Annotated in this window: 16 protein-coding genes; 2 read left to right on the top strand and 14 right to left on the bottom strand. The window is 74.3% G+C overall.

Annotated features, from left to right (window positions below):
- The 11 genes from FE251_RS05600 to hrcA form a co-directional block, all read right to left on the bottom strand.
- Window positions 1-1512, bottom strand: a complete 1512-nt coding sequence (locus FE251_RS05600) for a serine/threonine-protein kinase (protein ID WP_139948211.1) — start codon at window positions 1510-1512, stop codon at window positions 1-3.
- On the bottom strand, window positions 1509-3128 hold the full coding sequence (locus tag FE251_RS05595) for an FHA domain-containing protein (protein ID WP_139948210.1): 1620 nt from the start codon (window positions 3126-3128) through the stop codon (window positions 1509-1511). The genes FE251_RS05600 and FE251_RS05595 overlap by 4 nt, the downstream gene beginning before the upstream one ends.
- A complete protein-coding gene (locus FE251_RS05590; protein ID WP_139948209.1) occupies window positions 3125-3928 on the bottom strand; it encodes a PP2C family protein-serine/threonine phosphatase in 804 nt (267 codons plus the stop codon). The genes FE251_RS05595 and FE251_RS05590 overlap by 4 nt, the downstream gene beginning before the upstream one ends.
- A 67-nt stretch (window positions 3929-3995) precedes the next feature.
- Window positions 3996-5477, bottom strand: coding sequence for an alpha/beta hydrolase family protein (locus FE251_RS05585; protein ID WP_139948208.1), 1482 nt, complete (start codon window positions 5475-5477; stop codon window positions 3996-3998).
- Between the two features lie 70 nt (window positions 5478-5547).
- The gene (era, locus tag FE251_RS05580; RefSeq protein ID WP_139072004.1) at window positions 5548-6462 is read right to left on the bottom strand and encodes a GTPase Era; all 915 of its coding nucleotides are present in this window, start codon (window positions 6460-6462) and stop codon (window positions 5548-5550) included.
- Window positions 6459-7763, bottom strand: coding sequence for a hemolysin family protein (locus FE251_RS05575; RefSeq protein ID WP_139948207.1), 1305 nt, complete (start codon window positions 7761-7763; stop codon window positions 6459-6461). The genes era and FE251_RS05575 overlap by 4 nt, the downstream gene beginning before the upstream one ends.
- Window positions 7763-8215, bottom strand: a complete 453-nt coding sequence (gene ybeY / locus FE251_RS05570; protein WP_139072003.1) for an rRNA maturation RNase YbeY — start codon at window positions 8213-8215, stop codon at window positions 7763-7765. Before ybeY ends, FE251_RS05575 begins: the two co-directional genes overlap by 1 nt.
- Before the next feature lie 157 nt (window positions 8216-8372).
- Complete coding sequence (locus tag FE251_RS05565) at window positions 8373-9413, bottom strand: PhoH family protein (RefSeq protein ID WP_139072002.1); 1041 nt, start codon at window positions 9411-9413, stop codon at window positions 8373-8375.
- Between the two features lie 100 nt (window positions 9414-9513).
- Window positions 9514-10272 (bottom strand): 16S rRNA (uracil(1498)-N(3))-methyltransferase, encoded by a 759-nt coding sequence (locus FE251_RS05560; RefSeq protein WP_139072001.1) that lies wholly within the window; start codon window positions 10270-10272, stop codon window positions 9514-9516.
- A complete protein-coding gene (dnaJ, locus tag FE251_RS05555) occupies window positions 10272-11387 on the bottom strand; it encodes a molecular chaperone DnaJ (RefSeq protein WP_139948206.1) in 1116 nt (371 codons plus the stop codon). The genes FE251_RS05560 and dnaJ overlap by 1 nt, the downstream gene beginning before the upstream one ends.
- 38 nt (window positions 11388-11425) lie before the next feature.
- Window positions 11426-12442, bottom strand: coding sequence for a heat-inducible transcriptional repressor HrcA (hrcA, locus tag FE251_RS05550; protein WP_139071999.1), 1017 nt, complete (start codon window positions 12440-12442; stop codon window positions 11426-11428).
- A gap of 140 nt (window positions 12443-12582) precedes the next feature.
- Between hrcA and FE251_RS05545 the strand changes: the two genes are divergently transcribed.
- On the top strand, window positions 12583-13479 hold the full coding sequence (locus FE251_RS05545; protein WP_139948205.1) for a DUF3097 domain-containing protein: 897 nt from the start codon (window positions 12583-12585) through the stop codon (window positions 13477-13479).
- Window positions 13480-15750, top strand: a complete 2271-nt coding sequence (locus FE251_RS05540) for a DEAD/DEAH box helicase (protein WP_139948204.1) — start codon at window positions 13480-13482, stop codon at window positions 15748-15750.
- Here the strand turns inward: FE251_RS05540 and FE251_RS05535 are convergent.
- Genes FE251_RS05535 through lepA form a run of 3 tightly spaced genes read right to left on the bottom strand, consistent with a single transcriptional unit; the run spans window position 15699 to window position 19452 of the window.
- Window positions 15699-16304 (bottom strand): zinc-binding dehydrogenase, encoded by a 606-nt coding sequence (locus FE251_RS05535; RefSeq protein WP_168202658.1) that lies wholly within the window; start codon window positions 16302-16304, stop codon window positions 15699-15701. The two genes, FE251_RS05540 and FE251_RS05535, sit on opposite strands and share 52 nt — an antisense overlap.
- A 38-nt stretch (window positions 16305-16342) precedes the next feature.
- A complete protein-coding gene (gene hemW / locus FE251_RS05530) occupies window positions 16343-17581 on the bottom strand; it encodes a radical SAM family heme chaperone HemW (RefSeq protein ID WP_139948202.1) in 1239 nt (412 codons plus the stop codon).
- Window positions 17578-19452 (bottom strand): translation elongation factor 4, encoded by a 1875-nt coding sequence (gene lepA, locus FE251_RS05525; RefSeq protein WP_139948201.1) that lies wholly within the window; start codon window positions 19450-19452, stop codon window positions 17578-17580. Before lepA ends, hemW begins: the two co-directional genes overlap by 4 nt.
- Window positions 19453-19470: the final 18 nt, after the last annotated feature.

The following is a 19470-nucleotide window of genomic DNA, read 5'->3' as shown; positions in this document are numbered from 1 at the left end:
TCAGTCGACGCAGGCCTCGGCGGGACGCGCCGAGACCTGTCCCTGCTCGGAGATGGTCCTCAGCTCGATGCACACGCGCCCCACTGAGTCGACGACCAGCGGCGGCTCGGCCACGGGCTGGCTCTCGGTGACCTTCCCGCCGTCCGTCCGGGTCCACGCGTAGGTCACGTCACCGAGCTCGTCCTGCGGGGTCCAGGTGAACTCCACGGTCCCGTCACCCACCCGTTCCCCGCGCAGGTCCTCCGCGCTCGGCACGACGTCGGGGATGACGACGGTCCCGATGGTCCCGGTCGGCGCCGGGTCGGGCACCTCCTCCCCGCGCAGCGCTCCGGCGGCGACGATCCCGCCGGCGACGAGGACGGCGGCACCGGCGCCCGTGGCGACCCACCGCCACCGGGCGCGCGGGCGGGGCGCGGGCTCCTCGTCGTCGTCGGCGCGGAGGGCGGCGGACCGGCCACGGGTGCTCTCGGTCTCCTCGGGCACCCAGCCGACCTCGCCGACCGGCCGCAGCACGGTGTGCGGCTCCTCGTCGAGGACGGGGACGGGCGTCGCGCCCGTGGGGTCGACCGCGGTGACCGCACGCACGATCGTGCGGCCGTCGTCGCCGTCGTCGCCGACGACCGGCGCGGTGGCCGGGGACATCCACGAGGTGTCCGGCACCTCGATGTCGGTCATCGCCAGGCGCAGCTCCTGCTCGACGACCTGCAGCGCACGGCCGAGCTCGAGGGCCGACGCCGGACGGGCCGCCGGTGACTTCGCCATCGCCCGGGCCAGGACCTCCTCCAGCGAGGCGGGCACGTCCGTGCGGCCGATCGGCGGCACCGGGTCACGCTTGATCCGCATGGTGAAGTCGAGGCGGGTGTTCGGGCCGCCGGGCCGGGCGAAGGGCGAGCGCCCCGCGAGCAGCGTGTAGAGCGTGGCGGCGAGGGAGTACACGTCTCCCGCGACACCCGTGGAGTGCCCCTCGACGGCCTCGGGCGAGGCCCACGGGATCGACACGCCGCCGGACTCCGCCGCCCCGGTGAGGCCGGCGATGCCGAAGTCGCTGAGGGCGGGGCGCCCGTACTCCGTGGTGAGGATGTTCGCGGGCTTGATGTCGCGGTGGACGATGCCCGCCCGGTGGGCCGTCTCGACGGCGCCCGCGAGCCGCACGCCGATGCCGAGCACCTCGGGCACCCCGAGGGGGCGGACCTTGACCCGCTCGGCGAGGGTGGGCAGCGGGCAGTACTGCATGACGAGGTAGGGGCGCCCGTCCGCGGCCGTGTCCGCGTGGTAGATCGTGACGATCGAGGAGTGCGTGGAGAGCTGGGCCATGAGGTTGGCCTCGGCGACGAACTGCTCGCGGGACTGGCCCTCGGCCGCCTCCTGGGTGAGCACCTTGATCGCCACCGGCCGCCGCGGCAGGCGCTGCTGGTAGAGGAAGACGTCGGCGAACCCGCCCGAGCCCAGCAGCCGCTCGACAGTGTAGCCCGGCAGGTCCGGCGGCGACGCCGGCTGTCGACGTGGGCTCACTGCGCTCCCTCGACCCGCTGGACGGTGAGCTCGACGCCCACCCCGAGCTCGATGACCGCGCCCGGCCCGACCGGCACCCCGGTGCCCGGCTGGAGCCGGAAGGAGGGCTGGTCCGGCAGGTGGACGACGGTGCCGTTGGTGGAGTTCATGTCGGTGACGACGACGTGCCCGCCCGCCGGGCGGACCTCGACGTGGGTGGAGGAGATGTCGCGCTCGGGGTTCGACACGCTCACCAGCCGGGGCACCTCGGTGCCGGCGAAGCGCGTCGCCTCCGGGGCGCGCCCGAGGAGGACCGGCCGGTCCATCTCGATCCGCGGCCCGGTGGACAGGACGAGCTCGACGCCGGGCGCGGGGCGCACCACGGGCTCGAGGGCCACCGGCGTGGCGGTGGCCGGGATCTCCGACGTCGCGATCGTCTCGCCGTCGTGGTCGCCGTCGTCGACGGCCGGGGGCGGCGGCAGGTCGACGGGCGCACCCACGGGCGCCGCGGGGCGCGACAGGCCCGGCACCGAGTCGATGATCGGACCCGGGGCGAAGATGCCGGTGGCGTCCTCGTCGGACTCGGGCAGGCGGGTGGCCTCGAGGTCCGGCGGGCCGGACTCGGCGGGCTCCGCGCCGGCGGGCTCACCGGCGTCGACAGGCGCGGCGTCCGCAGGCGCGGCGTCGGCAGGGTCGGTGGCAGCCGCCGCGGGCTCCGAGCGGTGGGCGTGGACCTGCTCGGTCGACCAGAGGAGGAAGTCGTAGTCGTCGGAGTCCTCGGGCTCCTCCTCGACGAGGGCCGCGTCCGGAGCCTGCGGGACGGGCGGCGGGGCGGGTGCCTCGTCCGACTCCTCCTCGTCCGGCTCGTCGGCGGTGACCGCGGTCTCGGCCGCAGCAGCCGGGACCGGAGCCGGATCGGCCGGCGGGACCGGGACCTGCACCGGGGCGGGCGGCGCGACCGGAGCCTGCGTGACGGCAGGCGGGGCGACCGGAGCCGGAGCAGGGGCCGGCGGCGTGGCCGGAACAGGGGCAGGCGCAGGCGGCGGGGCGTCACTCACGTCGGCGACGGCCGCGGCGGTCCCCGCGTCCGCCGAGGCTGCGGGGCCGGAGGAGGACACGGGCGCGGCTGCCGGCCGGACGCCGACGGCGGCGGCGAGGGCGGGCATGCGCGCGACGGTGAGCTCGACGTCCTCCTCGTCCTCCGGCGGCGCGGGCGGCGGCTGGGGCGAGGCGAGCAGGCGAGCCGCGGACGCCCGGACGATGCCACCCGTGACGGGCAGCCAGCCGCCGTCGGTGGTCTCGGCGCTCACGGTGACGTCGGCGGCGGGCAGGAGCTCCTCGCGCCAGGTCGTCAGGCCCCGGCCGGAGACGATGCGCCCGCCCTGCTCGACGTCGATCTCGCCGCGGACGACGACGCGCAGCCCCTCGGGGTGCGCCTCGACGATGGCGAAGGACGGCAGCGCCGAGATCCCGGCGGCGGCGAGGTACTCGACCCACGCGCCGAGCCGGGTGCCGGTGGCCGACAGCTGCCACAGCTCGCGGGCGACGTCCTCGGGGACACCGGGAGGGAGCAGGGCGAGGGCGTCGTCGGTGACGAGCGCCGTCCAGCCGCCGGGCCGGTACTCGTGCCCGCTCATCGGTTCACCCCGGCGTCCGCGCGGGGCAGGGTCGAGCCCTGCTCCGCGCACTCCTCGCGCCGCTCGGTGGTCTCGAGGTCCTCGCCGCGGGCGGACACGACGACGACGGAGACGTTGTCGTTGGCCCCGCCGCCCTGCACCGCGCGGTCGAGGAGGGTCGCTGCCGCCTCCTGCGGGTGGCCTGCCGCGGCGACGACGTCGTGGATCTCGGCGTCCGCCAGCTCCCCGAACAGCCCGTCGCTGCACAGGACCAGCTGGTCCGGCCCGCCCACGCGCAGCATCCAGAAGTCGACGTCGGGCACCGGGCCGGTGCCCACCGCGCGGGTGATGACGTTGCGCTGGGGGTGGTGACGCGCCTCGTCGGCGCTGATCGTGCCGAGGTCGACCATCTCCTGGACGAGGGAGTGGTCCACGCTCACCTGCTCGATGTCCTCCTGGGTGCACCGGTAGACCCGGGAGTCCCCGACGTTGAAGACGAGCCAGAACGGCTCGCCGTCCTGCTCGGTGAGCACGGCCCCGGCCACGGTCGTGCCGGCGACGGCGTCGGTGCCGGCCATCTCCGCGCGGATCCGCTCGCCGGCGCGGCGCAGCGCCGCGACGACGTCCTCGGGGCGGACCGGGCCCTCGGTGCGGGCGAGGCCGGCGAGCTCGGCGACGGCGTGCCGGCTGGCCATGTCGCCGCGCGCGTGGCCGCCCATGCCGTCGGCGACGGCGAAGACCGGAGGCTCCGCCAGCACGGCGTCCTCGTTCGCCTGGCGTCGCCCGCCCGTGTCGGTGGCCACACCCCAGTGGATCTGCATCCGCGTCCTTCCCGCCGTTCCGTCAGGGGATCCTACGTGTCCGCGCGCGATCCACGTGCGCCACGCCTCAGCGGAGCGTGGGGAAAACTCCCCAGTAGGCGGCCGCGAGGAGCAGGACGAGGGCCCCGAGGTGGACGGTGACGAGCGTGATCGTACCGACGGTGCCGGTGCGGACCCCGCTGCGCCGCACCCGCAGCCAGCTCGACGCGGACCAGACGCCCACCGCCGTCGCGCCGACCGCAGCGAGCTGGACCCCCAGCCAGCCGCCGGTGACGACGACCGGGCTGCGCTCGTAGTTGAGCGCCAGGCCGGCGACGACGAGCAGGTAGGAGACGAACAGCACCCACACGGCGAGGACGGCGAGCGCCAGCGCGGCGCTCGCGCGGGCGAGCGGCGAGGGCAGCGGCTCGCTCGGCCGGCGGACGAGGCGGGTGAGCAGCCAGAGCAGCGGGCCGACGACGAGGAGCACTGCTCCCCCGACGAGCGTGAGGACGATCATGTCCCCCGAGGCGTACCAGCGCGGGCTGTCGAGGGGCTCGGCGCGGAACCGCTGCTCGGGCTGCCCGCCGGCGATGCGGGGCTGGGCGTCGGCCGTCTCCGGCAGGCCGAGCACCCAGCGCGCGACGGCGTCGGCGAACCCGGGGGCGAGCTCGCCGTCGATGCGGATGCCGTGGTTCGCGCCCTCGAAGTAGCGCAGGGTGTAGTCGCCGTTGTCGGCGACGGCGAGGTCCTCGATGACCTTCGCCGGCGCCTGGACGACCGGCATGGAGATGTCCTCGGTGCCGTAGACCATGAGCACCGGCTGGCGCATCTGCTGCTGGTAGGAGCTGACGTCGAAGTCGGCGTAGACGAACCCGCCCCCGGGCACCTCGCTGCCGAGCAGGCGCGGCACGGCCCGCAGCAGCTGCTCGGGCGCGCCCAGGGTGCGCAGGTAGGTGTCGGTGGCGAGGGCGAACTGCTCACGGGCGGGCACCACCGGCGCCGAGACGAGGACGACGAAGGCGACGTCGGGGTTCTCGGTCGCGGCGACGGGCGCGACGAACGCGCCCTCGCTCTCGGCGTACAGACCCACGCGTGCCGGGTCGACGCCGGGCCAGGCGGCCAGCGCGTCCCAGCTGTGGAGGTAGTCGCGCGCCATCGCCGGGTAGTCGCGGTAGCGGACGGTGTAGGTGTCCATGCGCTTGTCCGGGACGAGGGCGACGATCCCGGCGCTGGCCAGCGCCTCGCTCATGTTCCAGAAGTTGTCGTGCGTGGCCGTGCCGGCGCCGTGCATGAAGACGACACCGGGGCGCAGGCCGGGAGCGCCGACCGGCTCGTGCACGGTGGCCTCGACCGTCGCGCCGTCGAGCTCGACGGTGAAGGTCTCGGTCCTGGTCTCGTAGGTGCCGACCGGGTCGGTGACGACGTCGCCGCCGATGGCCGTGTCCTCGGACTGGACGATGAGCGCCTGATCGAGCGGCTGGGGGTTCCACCCCGGACCCGCGACGGTCCCGATGAGACCGAACAGGAGCACGGCGACCACGGTTACCGCGACTCGCCAGGACCTCACCGCAACAGGGTAGTCGGTGGCTCGTGACCCGGCCGCACGCACCCGCGGACGGGCGCGTGCGGCCGGGCGGTCAGAAGCCGAGACGGCCGAGCTGCTTGGGGTCGCGCTGCCAGTCCTTGGCGACCTTGACGTGGAGGTCGAGGTAGACCCGCGTGCCGAGGAGCGCCTCGATGCCGCGGCGGGCCCGGGACCCCACCTCCCGCAGGCGTGAGCCGCCGCGACCGATGATGATCGCCTTCTGCGAGTCACGCTCGACGTAGAGGTTGACGTGGACGTCGAGCAGCGGCGGACGGTCCCCGCGACCCTTGCGCTCGTTGATCTCCTCCACGACGACGGCCAGCGAGTGCGGCAGCTCGTCGCGCACCCCCTCGAGGGCGGCCTCCCGCACGAGCTCGGCGATCATCACCGTCTCCGGCTCGTCGGTGAGCTCGCCCTCGGGGTACAGCGGCGGGGACTCGGGCATCTGCTGCAGGAGCAGCTCGGTGAGGAGGTCGACCTGCTCACCGTTGACCGCCGACACCGGGACGATGTGCGCCCAGGAGCCGAGCTGGTCGATCTCCAGCAGGTGCTCGGCCAGCCGCTCGCGGCTCACCGTGTCGCTCTTCGTGGCGACGGCGATGACCGGCGTGCGCACCTCGGCCAGCTCGCGCGCGATGTACCGGTCGCCGGGACCGATCTTCTCGTCGGCGGGCAGGCAGAAGACGAGGACGTCGACCTCGCTGATCGTCTCGCGCACGAGGTCGTTGAGCCGCTGCCCGAGCAGGGTGCGCGGGCGGTGCAGACCGGGGGTGTCGACCAGGACGAGCTGGCCGTCCTCGCGGTGGACGATGCCGCGGATCGTGTGCCGCGTCGTCTGCGGGCGGTTGGAGGTGATCGCCACCTTCTGCCCGACCAGCGCGTTCGTCAGGGTCGACTTCCCTGCGTTCGGGCGCCCGACCATGGAGGCAAAGCCTGCTCGGTAGCCCTCGGGCCACGAGTACGTCATGAGTGCTCGTCCTCCTCGTCGGCGGCGGGCGGCTCGACCGCCCGCGCCAGGATCGTCGCGATCTGCCGGCGACGGCCGCCGGCACGTTCTGCCTGCAGGTGCAGGCCCCCCACCTCGACCTCGGCGCCCGGGATGGGCACCTTGCCGAGAGCCTTGGCGAGCAGTCCGCCCGCGGAGTCGACGTCGTCGTCGTCGAGCTCGAGACCGAAGAGCTCGCCGAGCTCGTCGACCGGCAGCCGCGCGGGGACGCGCACCGTGCCGTCCTCGAGGTGCTCGACGACCGGCTCGGCCCGGTCGTGCTCGTCGGTGAGCTCGCCGACGAGCTCCTCGAGCAGGTCCTCGATGGTCACGAGACCGGCGATGCCGCCGTACTCGTCGACGACCATCGCGATGTGGAAGTTCTTGGCCTGCATCTCGCGCAGCAGGTCGTCCACGAGGATGGTCTCGGGCACGAACACCGCCTCGCGCACGGTCGTCTCGACGGCGTCCCCGGCGGCCTCGGGGCGCATGTGCGTGCGGCGCAGGACGTCCTTGAGGTAGAGCACGCCGCGCACGTCGTCGACGGACTCCCCGACGACGGGCACGCGGGAGAACCCGGAGCGCACGAACAGGGCGAGCGCCTTGGTGAGCGGCTTGCCGGCGTCGATCGTCACCATGTCCGGGCGCGGCACCATGACCTCGCGCACGAGCGTGCTGCCGAGCTCGAACATCGACTGGAGCATCGTGCGCTCGTCGTCGGCGAGCTGCTCGGACTGGCTCACCCGGTCGACCATGTCGCGCAGGTCCTCCACGGCCTCCTCGCGCGCCTCGGCCTCGGTGAGCCGCGAGCGCGGGGTGAGCGCGCGGGCGACGGCGACGAACGGGCGGGTGAGCGCGAGCACGAGGCCGAGGAACGGCACGAGGGCGTGGAGCACCTGGCCGGGCTGACGGGTCCCCAGCCGCCGCGGCGTGGCCCCGGCGACGACGGCGATGAGCAGCGCGGCGACGAGGACGGCGACGAGCAGCACCTGCCACCACTCGGGCAGCAGGTCGGCGACGACGAGCGTGAGCGCGACCGCCGTCGTCATCTCCGCGAGCACGCGGGCCAGGGTGATCCCGGGCAGGGTCGTGTCCCGCTCGGCGGCGAGGCGGGCGACGCGCCCGGCACGGGGCCGCTCGGCGACCTGGAGCTCGGTGAGCGCGGTGCGCCCGATGCGGCGCAGCGCGGCCTCGGCGGCGATCAGCGCGGCCGTGAGGAGCAGGGAGACGAGGGCGAGCGCGAGCAGCCACCACTCGGGTACGTCGGGGAGGAGACCGTCCATCAACGCTCCGCGAGGAACGTCAGCAGCAGGCGGCGCTGCAGGGCGAACATCTCCTTCTCCTCCTCCGGCTCGGCGTGGTCGTAGCCCAGGAGGTGGAGGATGCCGTGGGTCGTGAGGAGCAGGAGCTCCTCGGCGGTGCTGTGACCCGCCACCTTCGCCTGCGCGGCCGCCACCTCCGGGCACAGGACGATGTCCCCGAGCATGCCCTCGACGGGCTCCTCACCGGGCCGGCCGGGCCGCAGCTCGTCCATCGGGAAGGACAGGACGTCGGTGGGACCGGGCTCGTCCATCCACTTCTCGTGCAGCTCGGACATGACGTCCGTGGTGACGAAGACGATGGACAGCTCGGCCTGCGGGTGGACGTGCATCTGCTCGAGGACGTAGCGGGCGAGCGCCGCGAACTCCTCCTCGGCGACGTCGTACCCGGACTCGTTGGCGACCTCGGTGCTCATCGGCGCGCCCCGTGGGACGGTGCGGTCGGGGTGGCGGCGTGGTGCGGCATGGGCAGGGCGCGAAGGCCCGACATCTCCTCGAGGACGGGGGTGGCGCACGCGGTGTGCGCTCACCCGATGCTACCAACGCGGCGCGCGCCGCGACGGCGGTGACGGGTCAGCGGGCCCCGCGGCGCTGGGCGGCGCGGCGGTCGGCACGGTTGCCCGCGGGCCCGGCGTCCCAGCGCTCGTAGGCGTCGATGATCTCCGAGACGAGCCGGTGGCGGACGACGTCGGCGGAGGTGAGGCGGCAGAAGGCGACGTCCTCGATGCCGGTGAGGATCTCCTCGACCACCCGCAGGCCCGAGCTCGTCCCCGAGGGCAGGTCCACCTGGGTGACGTCGCCGGTGACGACGACGCGGGAGTTGAACCCCAGCCGGGTGAGGAACATCTTCATCTGCTCGGGGGAGGTGTTCTGCGCCTCGTCGAGGATGATGAACGCGTCGTTGAGGGTGCGCCCTCGCATGTAGGCGAGCGGCGCGACCTCGATCGTCCCGGCCGCCATGAGCTTGGGGATCGACTCGGGGTCGAGCATGTCGTGCAGGGCGTCGTACAGCGGCCGCAGGTAGGGGTCGATCTTGTCGTTGAGCGAGCCGGGCAGGAAGCCCAGGCGCTCCCCCGCCTCCACGGCCGGCCGGGTGAGGACGATCCGGTTGACCTTCTTGGCCTGCAGGGCGTGGACGGCCTTGGCCATCGCGAGGTAGGTCTTGCCGGTGCCGGCGGGGCCCACCCCGAAGGTGATGGTGTGCTCGTCGATCGCGTCGACGTAGGTCTTCTGCCCGAGCGTCTTGGGGCGGATGGTGCGCCCGCGCGCCGAGAGGATGTCGAGGGTGAGGATGTCGGCGGGGCGCCCGCCCGTCGGCGCGGTGAGCATCGTGATCGCGCGGCCGACGGCGTCGGCGGTGAGCGCCTGGCCGGAGCGGGCCACCTGCGCGAGCTCGTCGACGAGCCGCTCGGCGAGCGCCACGTCCCCCGCCGGCCCGGCGAAGGACACGACGTTGCCGCGCACGTGGATGTCGACGGTCGGGAAGCCGGACTCGACGGCGCGGAGCACCTCGTCGCGCCGGCCGAGCAGGGAGACCATGGGCACGTCGTCCGGGACCGTGATCTGGTGGTGGAGCATGGCGTCCTGCGTGGACGCGTCGTCGCTGCGAGCCATGGGCGCGGGCTTGGGGCCCCGATCCTCCCGGTGTCGGTGACAGGTGTACGGGGAGTCTAACGACGGCGTCCAGCCGAAACTTCCCGGACGGGGGAGGTTCCTACCAGCGGCCCAGCCGTGCCGAGACGAGCGCCAGGGCGACCGGCCCGGCGGTGGAGGTGCGCAGCACGTGCGGCCCGAGCCGCACGACCCTCGCGCCCCGCTCGGCGAGGTCGGTGACCTCGCGCGGGCTCAGCCCGCCCTCCGGCCCGACGACGAGGAGCACCTCGGCGTCCGCGGCGGGCAGCGGCACCTGCGTCACCGGCTCGGTGGCCTCCTCGTGGAGGACGAGGACGGCGCCGCCGGCGTCGACGACGCGCGCGACGCGGTCGAGCAGCCCCCGGCCGACGACGAGCTCCTCGACGTGCGGGAGGCGCGCGCGGCGTGCCTGCTTGGTCGCGGCGAGCGCCACGGACTGCCAGCGCTCCCGGCCACGCCCGGCCTTCTTCCCGGCCCACACGGACACGCACCGCTCGCTCTGCCACGGCACGACGCCGTCGACGCCGACCTCGGTCGCCGTCTCGACGGCCTGCTCGTCCCGCCCGCCCTTGGCCAGCGCCTGGACGAGGGTGAGCCGCACGGAGGGCGCCGGCTCCCGGGTGAGGTCCGTCACCCGGACGGTGAGCTCCTCCCCCGCCGCGGCCGTGACCTCGCCGCGGGCGCGCACGCCCTCACCGTCGACGACGTCGACGACCTCACCGGGCCGCACCCGGCGCACGGCGACGGCGTGGCGGCCCTCCGGCCCGCTGACCGTGAGGGTGGCCCCGACCTGCGCGACGGCGAGGTCCTCGGGGCGGCCGAGGAAGACGGGCGCGCTCATCAGCGGCCCGAGAGCTTGTCCCGCAGCCGCGAGAAGACGCCGTTGGACGCGGAGGCCAGGCGCGGCTCGGCGCGCTCCTCGCCGCGCATCCGGGCGAGCTCGGTGAGCAGCTCGCGCTGCCGGTCGTCCAGCGCGGTGGGCACCTCGACGTCGACCTCGACCTTGAGGTCGCCGCGCCCGTTGCCCGACAGGTGGCCCACGCCGAGGCCGGGCAGGGTGAGGACCTCCTCGGGCTGGGTGCCGGGGGCGATGTCGATCTCCTGCACGCCGTCGAAGGTCTCCAGGCGCAGCACGGTGCCGAGCGCGGCGGCCGTCATCGGGACCTGGACGCGCGCGACGAGGTCGTCACCGCGGCGCGCGAAGACGGGGTGGGAGCGGACCTTGAGCTCGACGTAGAGGTCCCCGGCCGGGCCGCCGCCGGGGCCGACCTCGCCGCTGCCGGTGAGCTTGATCCGGTTGCCGGTGTCCACGCCGGCCGGCACGGAGACCGGGATGGCACGACGGGTGCGCACCCGGCCCTGGCCGGAGCACTCGGGGCACGGGTCCGGGATGGTCGTGCCGTGCCCGCCGCAGGCCGAGCAGGGCGAGGTCGTCATGACGTTGCCGAGGAAGGAGCGCGCCACCCGCTGGACGGAGCCGCGCCCGCCGCACACGGCGCAGGTCTGCACGCTCGTGCCGGGCCGGGTGCACGTGCCGTTGCACGTCCCGCACAGGACGGCGGTGTCGACCTGGACCTCCTCCTCGACACCGAAGACGGCGTCGCGCAGGTCGACCTCGAGCCGGATGAGGGCGTCCTGGCCGCGTCGGCCGCGCGGGGCGGGCCCGCGCGAGGCTCCGCCCGCGGCGCCGAAGAAGGTCTCGAAGATGTCGGAGAACCCGAAGCCGCCGCCGGCGCCCCCGCCGCCGAGCGCCGACTCCCCGCCGAGGTCGTACATCTGGCGCTTCTCGGGGTTGGACAGCACCTCGTAGGCGCGCCCGACCTCCTTGAACTGCTCCTCCGCCTCCGGGCCGGCGACGTCCGGGTGCAGCTTGCGCGCGAGCTTGCGGTAGGCGCGCTTGATCTCCTCCTGCGTCGCGGTACGCGGCACACCGAGGATCTCGTAGTAGTCGTTCACCAGGTCTCTTCCTGTGGGGTTGGGGCGGTGGAGGCGGGTCAGCCCTTGAGTATCCGCGAGAGGTAGCGGGCCACGGCGCGCACGGAGGACATCGCCGAGGGGTAGTCCATCCGGGTGGGCCCCAGCACGCCGAGCCTGGCCACGCCCTCGTTGCCCCCACCGTAGGCCGTGGCCACGATGGATGCCTCCGACAGCGACTCGTGCTGGTTCTCCTGCCCGATGCTCACGGCCACGGCGTCGTCGGCCGACATCTCCTCGAGCAGGCGCAGGAGGACGACCTGCTCCTCCAGCGCCTCGAGGACGGGGCCGATGGTGCGGGAGAAGTCGACGTCCGCGCGGGCGAGGTTCGCCGTCCCGGCCATGACGATGCGCTCCTCGGCGTCCAGCCGCAGCGTCTCGGTGAGCAGGCCGACCACCTGGGAGACGAGCGGGCGGTGCTCGGGGGCGAAGCGCCTGGTCGTGTCCTCCAGGGCGGTGCCGATGTCGGCGACCCGGCGCCCGATGCTCCCGGCGTTGATCCGGGCGCGGAGCTCGGCGAGCACGACGGGGTCCAGGGCGGTGGGGACCTCGAGGGAGCGCTGCTCGACGCGGCCGGAGTCGGTGATGACGACGACGAGCAGCCGGCGGTCCGACAGCGGCACGAGCTCGACGTGGCGCAGCGCGGAGTTGCGCAGCGAGGGGTACTGGACGACGGCGACCTGGTGGGTGAGCTGGGCGAGCAGGCGCACGGTGCGCTCGACGACGTCGTCGAGGTCGACGGCGCCGTCGAGCAGGTGCGCGATGGCGCGCCGCTCGGCGGCCGTCAGCGGCTTGAGGGTGGAGAGCTGGTCGACGAACAGCCGGTAGCCCTTGTCGGTGGGCACGCGCCCGGCGGAGGTGTGCGGCTGGTGGATGTAGCCGCGCTCCTCGAGCATCGCCATGTCGTTGCGGATGGTCGCCGGGGAGACGCCGAGCGCGTGGCGCTCGACGAGCGCCTTGGAGCCCACCGGCTCGCGCGTCTCCACGTAGTCCTCGACGATCGCCCGCAGCACGTCGAGCTGGCGGTCCTGAGCCATGAGGTCCCTCCTCCCGCGCGGTCGGCCCGGGTACGACGGTGAGGCCGGCGGTCAGCACTCACCGACCCAGAGTGCCAATTCTACGCGCCACGCCACCCCGTGTCCCGTGACCTCACCCACGGCGCGCCTAACCTGCGGGGGTGATCGATCGCTACGGCTCGGACGTCCTCGCCTCCGACCCGCACCGCACCGGTGCCCACGCCCACCGCCGCACGACCCAGGACCAGCCGGCCGAGACCGGCCTCGTCGTCGAGGACGTCGAGACCGGCTGGGTGGGCGCGGTGACCCGGGTGGAGAAGTCCGGTGGGGTGCACGTCGTCGTCCTCGAGGACCGCAAGGGCCGCACCCGCACGTTCCCGCTCGGGGCGGGCTTCTGGGTGGAGGGCAAGCCGGTACGGCTCGTGCCCCCGGCGCGCCGGGCCGCCCCCCGCGGGCCGGTGACGGCCGGTGGGCGCCGGCTCACGGCGTCGGGCTCGATCGCGGTCGAGCAGGACCGGGCCCGGGTGGCGCGCGCGTCGCGCATCTGGGTGGAGGGACGTCACGACGCCGAGCTCGTCGAGCGGGTGTGGGGCGACGACCTGCGGGTCGAGGGGGTCGTCGTCGAGCTGCTCGAGGGCGTGGACAACCTCGCCGCGGTGCTCGCGGACTTCCGTCCCGGACCGACCCGCCGCGCGGGCGTGCTGGTCGACCACCTCGTCACCGGCTCCAAGGAGACCCGGCTCGTCGCCGAGGCACTGCGCTCGCTCGGCCCGCGGGCCGCGGCCAACGTCAAGGTGCTCGGCCACCCGTACGTCGACGTGTGGCAGGCGGTGCGGCCCGAGCGGGTGGGGCTGCGGGCGTGGCCGGACGTGCCGCGCGGCACGGACATCAAGGTCGGCACGCTCGCCGCGCTCGGCTGGCCGCACGCCGACCAGGGCGACGTCGCCCGCGGGTGGAAGCGCATCCTGGGCACCGTGCGGAGCTACAAGGACCTGTCCCCCGCCCTGCTCGGTCGCATGGAGGAGCTCATCGACTTCGTCACCGAGATCCCCGAGTAGGTGGCGCCCACCGTCCGGCCCGGGGCCGAGGCCCGGGCACTGCTCGACACGCGCACCGCGCTCGCCGGGGCCGCCGCGGCCGTGCTGGCCGAGGAGGAGGCGCTGCGGCGAGGCGTCGTGGAGCGTGTCGAGGCGTACCGCGACGCACGGCTGCGGACCGAGCTCGCCGGGATCGACGTCGAGCGGCTGAGGGAGACCACCGAGCGCAACCTGCGCCTGCAGGCCCTCCAGGACGCGGGCGTGCGGACGGTGCACGACGTGCTCGACGCCGGGCCCGCCCGGCTCGAGGCGCTGCCCGGCGTGGGGCCGCACACGGCACGTGCCGCGGTGGCCGCCGCCGACCGTCTCGCCGGGGCGCTGCGCGCCGGCTTCCCGGTGCGCGTGGAGCCGGGTGAGGACGGCCCGCTCGGGCGGGGGCTGGCTGCCCTGCTCCACCGCCTCCACGGCCTGGACCTCCTGCTCACGCCGCACCGGACGGAGCTCGCCGACTTCGCCTCCACCGTGGCGGTCCAGGCGGCCCAGGCCGCACCCGCGCGCAGCCGCCTGAGCCTGCTCCTGTCCCGTCCCCGCACCCGCGACCGCGCCCGCCGGGCACTGGCGTCCCTGGCCGGCTGGGAGCCGTGGCTCGCCCGGACCGGCCTGCCCGACGTCGTCACGCGCCTCACCGCCCACCTCGCCGCGCCACGACCCGGCCCGCTCGCCGTGTGGGAGGCGTTCGAGCGCGACGCCGCGACGTACTACGCCCTGCTCGGGGAGGTGGTGCCCGGCGTCAACGCCGTGGGCCACGGGGCGCTGCCGGCCGACCTCGTCGAGCGGATCGAGGCCTTCCCGCTCGACACCTCGCTGCTGCGCGTGCGGCTGCGCGGCTACCAGGCGTTCGGGGCGAGGTTCGCGCTCAACCAGGGGCGGACGCTCCTCGGCGACGAGATGGGCCTGGGCAAGACCGTGCAGGCGATCGCCGTCATGGCGCACCTGGCCGCGCGCGGTGAGGACCGGGCGCTGGTCGTGTGCCCGGCGAGCGTCGTCGTGAACTGGTGCCGGGAGGTCACCGCGCACAGCGACCTGCGGGTGCACCGGGTCCACGGCCCGGGCCGGGACGCCGCCCTGGCCGCGTGGCACCGCGAGGGCGGCGTCGCCGTCACCACGTTCGAGACCCTCCGCCACCTCCCCCTCCCCGCGACAGCGGACTTCCGCGCGACAGCGGACTTCCCCGCGACAGCGGACTTCCGCCCCGCCGAGACGCCGCCGCCCGCCGTCCTCGTCGTCGACGAGGCGCACTACGTGAAGAACCCGCACGCCCGCCGCAGCCAGGAGGTCGCCGCCTGGGCGGAGGCCTGCCCGCGCGTGCTCCTCCTCACCGGCACGGCGCTGCTCAACCGCGTCGAGGAGCTCCTCTCGCTCACCGGCCTCCTGCAGCCCGAGCTCGTCGCCGCGCTGCCCGCGCACCTGCGCCTCCTCGACGCCGAGACGTTCCGCCGGCACATCGCGCCGGTCTACCTGCGGCGCAACCTCGAGGACGTGCTCGTCGAGCTGCCACCCCGCCTCGTGGTCGACGAGTGGGAGCAGTTGACCCCGGCCGCCGAGCACCGCTACCGCGAGGCCGTGGCGAGCGGGAACCTCATGGCCATGCGGCGTGCCGACCTCACCGTGCCCGACCCGGCGGACTCGGCGAAGCTGGAGCGCCTCCTCGAGATCGTCGAGGAGGCGCGCGACGGCGGCCAGCGCGTCGTCGTCTTCTCCTTCTTCCGCGACGTCGTCACCCGGGTCGCCGAGCAGGTGGAGCGGCTGCCCGGCGTGCGCTCCTACGGTCCGATCACCGGCTCGGTGCCGGCGGCCGAGCGGCAGGAAATCGTCGACGCGTTCTCCGCGGGCGAGCCCGGCGCCGTGCTCGTCAGCCAGATCGCGGCGGGCGGGGTGGGGCTCAACGTGCAGGCGGCGAGCGTCGTCGTCATCACCGAGCCGCAGCTCGTGCCGGCCGTCGAGGACCAGGCCGTCGGGCGGGTGCACCGGATGGGCCAGGTGCGGCCGGTGCAGGTCCACCGTCTGCTCACCGAGGACAGCGTCGACGAGCGCATCGAGGAGCTGCTCGCCGGGAAGCGGCAGGTCTTCGACACCTACGCCCGCGAGTCGAGCCTCGCGCAGGGCGCGCTCGGCGCCGTCGATGTCACCGAGGGCGAGCTCGCGCGCCGGGTGGTCGCCGCCGAGCAGGCCCGGCTCGGCTACGGGCCGGTGTGGGACGACCTCGAGGACGCGGCCGGCCCTGCACGTTGAGTGCGCGGTAGCGCCCGTACGCTCCGGCGGGATCGCCCGGAAGCCGCCCGGAGGGCCCGCCGGTCCCGTGATCGCCCCCGCCGTCTTAGGGCACGGGCGCCCACGCGCCCGGCCCCGGACCTGGCCCTTGCGCAGGCGGTCCAGCCCTTCCCCGATCTCGTGATCTTGGGGGTCAGCCGGCCGGACGCCATGAGGTCATGGACGCCGGTGAGGTCCTCGACGCCACCGCCCAGGGAGCCGATGAGGTCGACCTCCTTGACGATGAGGTCGTTCATGTTGATCTCGGCGTCGAGCCTCCCCATCCCCACCTGGACGACGCGTCCGCCGGGACCGACGATGTCGACGGCCCCCGCCGTCGTCGTACCGAAACCGGCGAAGTCGAGGATGACGTCGAGACCGAGGTCGGCCAGCTCCGTGATGTCCGAGACGCACCGGACGACACCCAGCGACTCGGCCAGCGGCCACACCTCCTCGCGGACCTCCGCCGCGTACACCTCCGCCCCCAGGACGACGGCGACGGCCGGTCGCACGGACCGGCGCCCTCGCTCGGGCACGACGTCCACGTCTGCCGCGAGGAATCGCGACCACGCCCTCAGTCGGTGAGCGCCCGCACCACGGTGTCGGCGAGCAGGCGCCCGCGGCGGGTGAGCAGGATGCGCCCGGCGCGGGCGGCGGGCATGTCGATCAGCCCCTCGGCGATGAGCCCGGCCACCGCCTCACGGTGCCGCTCGGGGACCCGGCCGGTCCCGGGCTCCAGCTCCAGCCCCTCGGCCAGGCGCACGCCGAGCAGCACCCGCTCGAGCTCGCGGGCGGCGTCGTCGAGCACCTCGCGCCCGGCCCCCGGGCTCGTCCCCTGCTCCAGGCGCTGGGCGTAGGCCCGCGGGTGCTTGACGTTCCACCAGCGCACCCCGCCGACGTGGCTGTGCGCGCCGGGACCGACGCCCCACCAGTCCGCACCGCGCCAGTAGGCGAGGTTGTGCCGGCACGCGCGCTCCGGCGTGCGGGCGAAGTTCGAGACCTCGTACCAGGACAGCCCGGCGGCGGTGAGGACGTCGTCGGCGACCTCGTACTTGAGGGCTGCGTCGTCGTCGTCGGGCATGGGCAGCTCGCCGCGGCGCACCTGCGCCCCCATCCTCGTGCCCGGCTCGATGCCCAGCGCGTAGGCGGACACGTGGTCCGGCTCGAGGGCGACGGCGGCCTCCAGGCTGGTGCGCCAGTCCTCGAGCGACTCCCCCGGCGTGCCGTAGATGAGGTCGACCGACACGTCGAGCCCGGCGTCCCGTGCCCAGCGCACGACGTCGGGCAGACGCGCCGGGTCGTGGGTGCGGTCGAGGGTGGCCAGGACGTGCGGCACCGCGGACTGCATGCCGAAGGACACCCGGGTGAACCCGGCGGCGGCGAGCTGCTCGAGCGAGGCGGCCGTCACGGAGTCGGGGTTCGCCTCCGTCGTCACCTCCGCGCCGTCGGCCAGGCCCCACGTCGCGCGCACGTGCCCGAGCATGGCCGCGAGGTCGGCGGCGGGCAGCAGGGTGGGCGTGCCGCCGCCGACGAACACGGTCGACACCTCGCGGCGCGCCACCCCGGCCCGCTCGAGCACGCCGGCGGCCAGGTCGATCTCGCGGCGGGCGGTGTCCGCGTACGCGGCCTGGCTCGCCCCGCCCCCGAGCTCGGTGGCCGTGTAGGTGTTGAAGTCGCAGTACCCGCAGCGCACCCGGCAGAACGGCACGTGCAGGTAGACCCCGAGGTCCCGCTGCGCGGAACCCACGGCGGCGGAGGCGGGCAGCGCCCCGTCCGCGGGGACGGGGTCGCCCGCGGGCAGCGCCGGGCTCACTTCCTGCCCTTGGCGTCCTTGCCCGTCGGCGCGTCGGAGGACAGGGCGGCGATGAAGGCCTCCGGCGGGACCTCGACCCGTCCGATCGACTTCATGCGCTTCTTGCCCTCCTTCTGCTTCTCCAGGAGCTTGCGCTTACGGGAGATGTCACCGCCGTAGCACTTGGCGAGCATGTCCTTGCGCAGTGCGCGGATGGTCTCGCGGGCGATGATCCGGGCGCCGATGGCCGCCTGGATCGGCACCTCGAACTGCTGCCGGGGGATGATCTCGCGCAGCTTGCCGGCCATCTCCACGCCGTAGGCGTAGGCCTTGTCGCGGTGGACGATCGCGCTGAACGCGTCGACCTTCTCACCGTGGAGGAGGATGTCGACCTTGACGAGGTCGGCCGACTGCTCGCCGTCGGCGTCGTAGTCGAAGGACGCGTACCCGCGCGTGCGGGACTTCAGCTGGTCGAAGAAGTCGAAGACGATCTCGGCCAGCGGCAGGTGGTAGCGCATCTCCACCCGCTCCGGGGAGAGGTAGTCCATCCCGTCCTGGGTGCCACGGCGCTGCTGGCACAGCTCCATGACCGTGCCGATGAACTCCGACGGCGTGATGATCGTCGCCCGCACCACCGGCTCGTAGACCTCGGCGATCTTCCCGTCGGGGAACTCGCTCGGGTTGGTCACCTCCGTCCGCCTGCCGTCCTCGGTGACGACGCCGTAGACGACGTTCGGGGCGGTGGAGATGAGGTCGAGGTCGAACTCGCGCTCGAGGCGCTCGCGCACGATCTCCAGGTGGAGCAGCCCGAGGTAGCCGCAGCGGAAGCCGAAGCCGAGGGCCACGGAGGTCTCCGGCTCGTAGGTGAGGGCGGCGTCGTTGAGCTTGAGCTTGTCCAGCGCGTCGCGCAGCACCGGGTAGTCCGAGCCGTCCACGGGGAACAGGCCGGAGTAGACCATCGGCTGCGGGTCGCGGTACTCACCGGCCGCCTCGGTCGCCGGGCGCGCGGCGTTGGTCACCGTGTCACCCACGCGCGACTGGCGCACGTCCTTGACGCCGGTGATGAGGTAGCCCACCTCACCCACGCCGAGCCCGTCGGTGGGCCGCGGCTCCGGGGAGCTGACGCCGATCTCGAGGAGGTCGACGTTCGTGCCGGTCGACATCATCGTGAGCTTCTCGCGCGGCTTGATCGCGCCGTCGACGACGCGCACGTAGGTGACGACGCCGCGGTAGGTGTCGTAGACCGAGTCGAAGATCATCGCCCGCGTGGGGGCGTCCGGGTCACCGACCGGGGACGGGATGTCCCTGACGATGCGGTCGAGCAGGGCGGTCACCCCGACGCCCGTCTTGCCCGAGACCTGCAGGCAGTCCTCCGGGTCGCCGCCGATGAGGCCGGCGAGCTCGTCCGCGTACCGCTCGGGCTGGGCGCCGGGCAGGTCGATCTTGTTGAGCACCGGGATGATCGTGAGGTCGTTCTCCATCGCCAGGTAGAGGTTGGCGAGGGTCTGCGCCTCGATCCCCTGGGCGGCGTCGACGAGGAGCAGCGCGCCCTCACAGGCCGCGAGGGAGCGGGAGACCTCGTAGGTGAAGTCGACGTGCCCGGGCGTGTCGATCATGTTGAGCGCGTAGGCCGTGTCCCCGACCTGCCAGGGCATGCGCACGGCCTGGGACTTGATCGTGATCCCGCGCTCGCGCTCGATGTCCATGCGGTCGAGGTACTGGGCCCGCATGGCGCGGTCGTCGACGACACCGGTGAGCTGGAGCATGCGGTCGGCCAGCGTCGACTTGCCGTGGTCGATGTGGGCGATGATGCAGAAGTTGCGCAGCAGCTCGGGGGCGGTCGCCCCTGGGGCGATCGCGGCGGTCAGCTTGGGGCTGGGGATCGGGGACACTCACGTTCCTTGAGGGAC

It is taken from the genome of Georgenia wutianyii (assembly GCF_006349365.1).
Taxonomy (GTDB): Bacteria; Actinomycetota; Actinomycetes; order Actinomycetales; family Actinomycetaceae; genus Oceanitalea; species Oceanitalea wutianyii.
The sequence above is the reverse complement of the archived record's forward strand: the minus strand, read 5'-3'. Positions and strand labels throughout refer to the sequence as shown.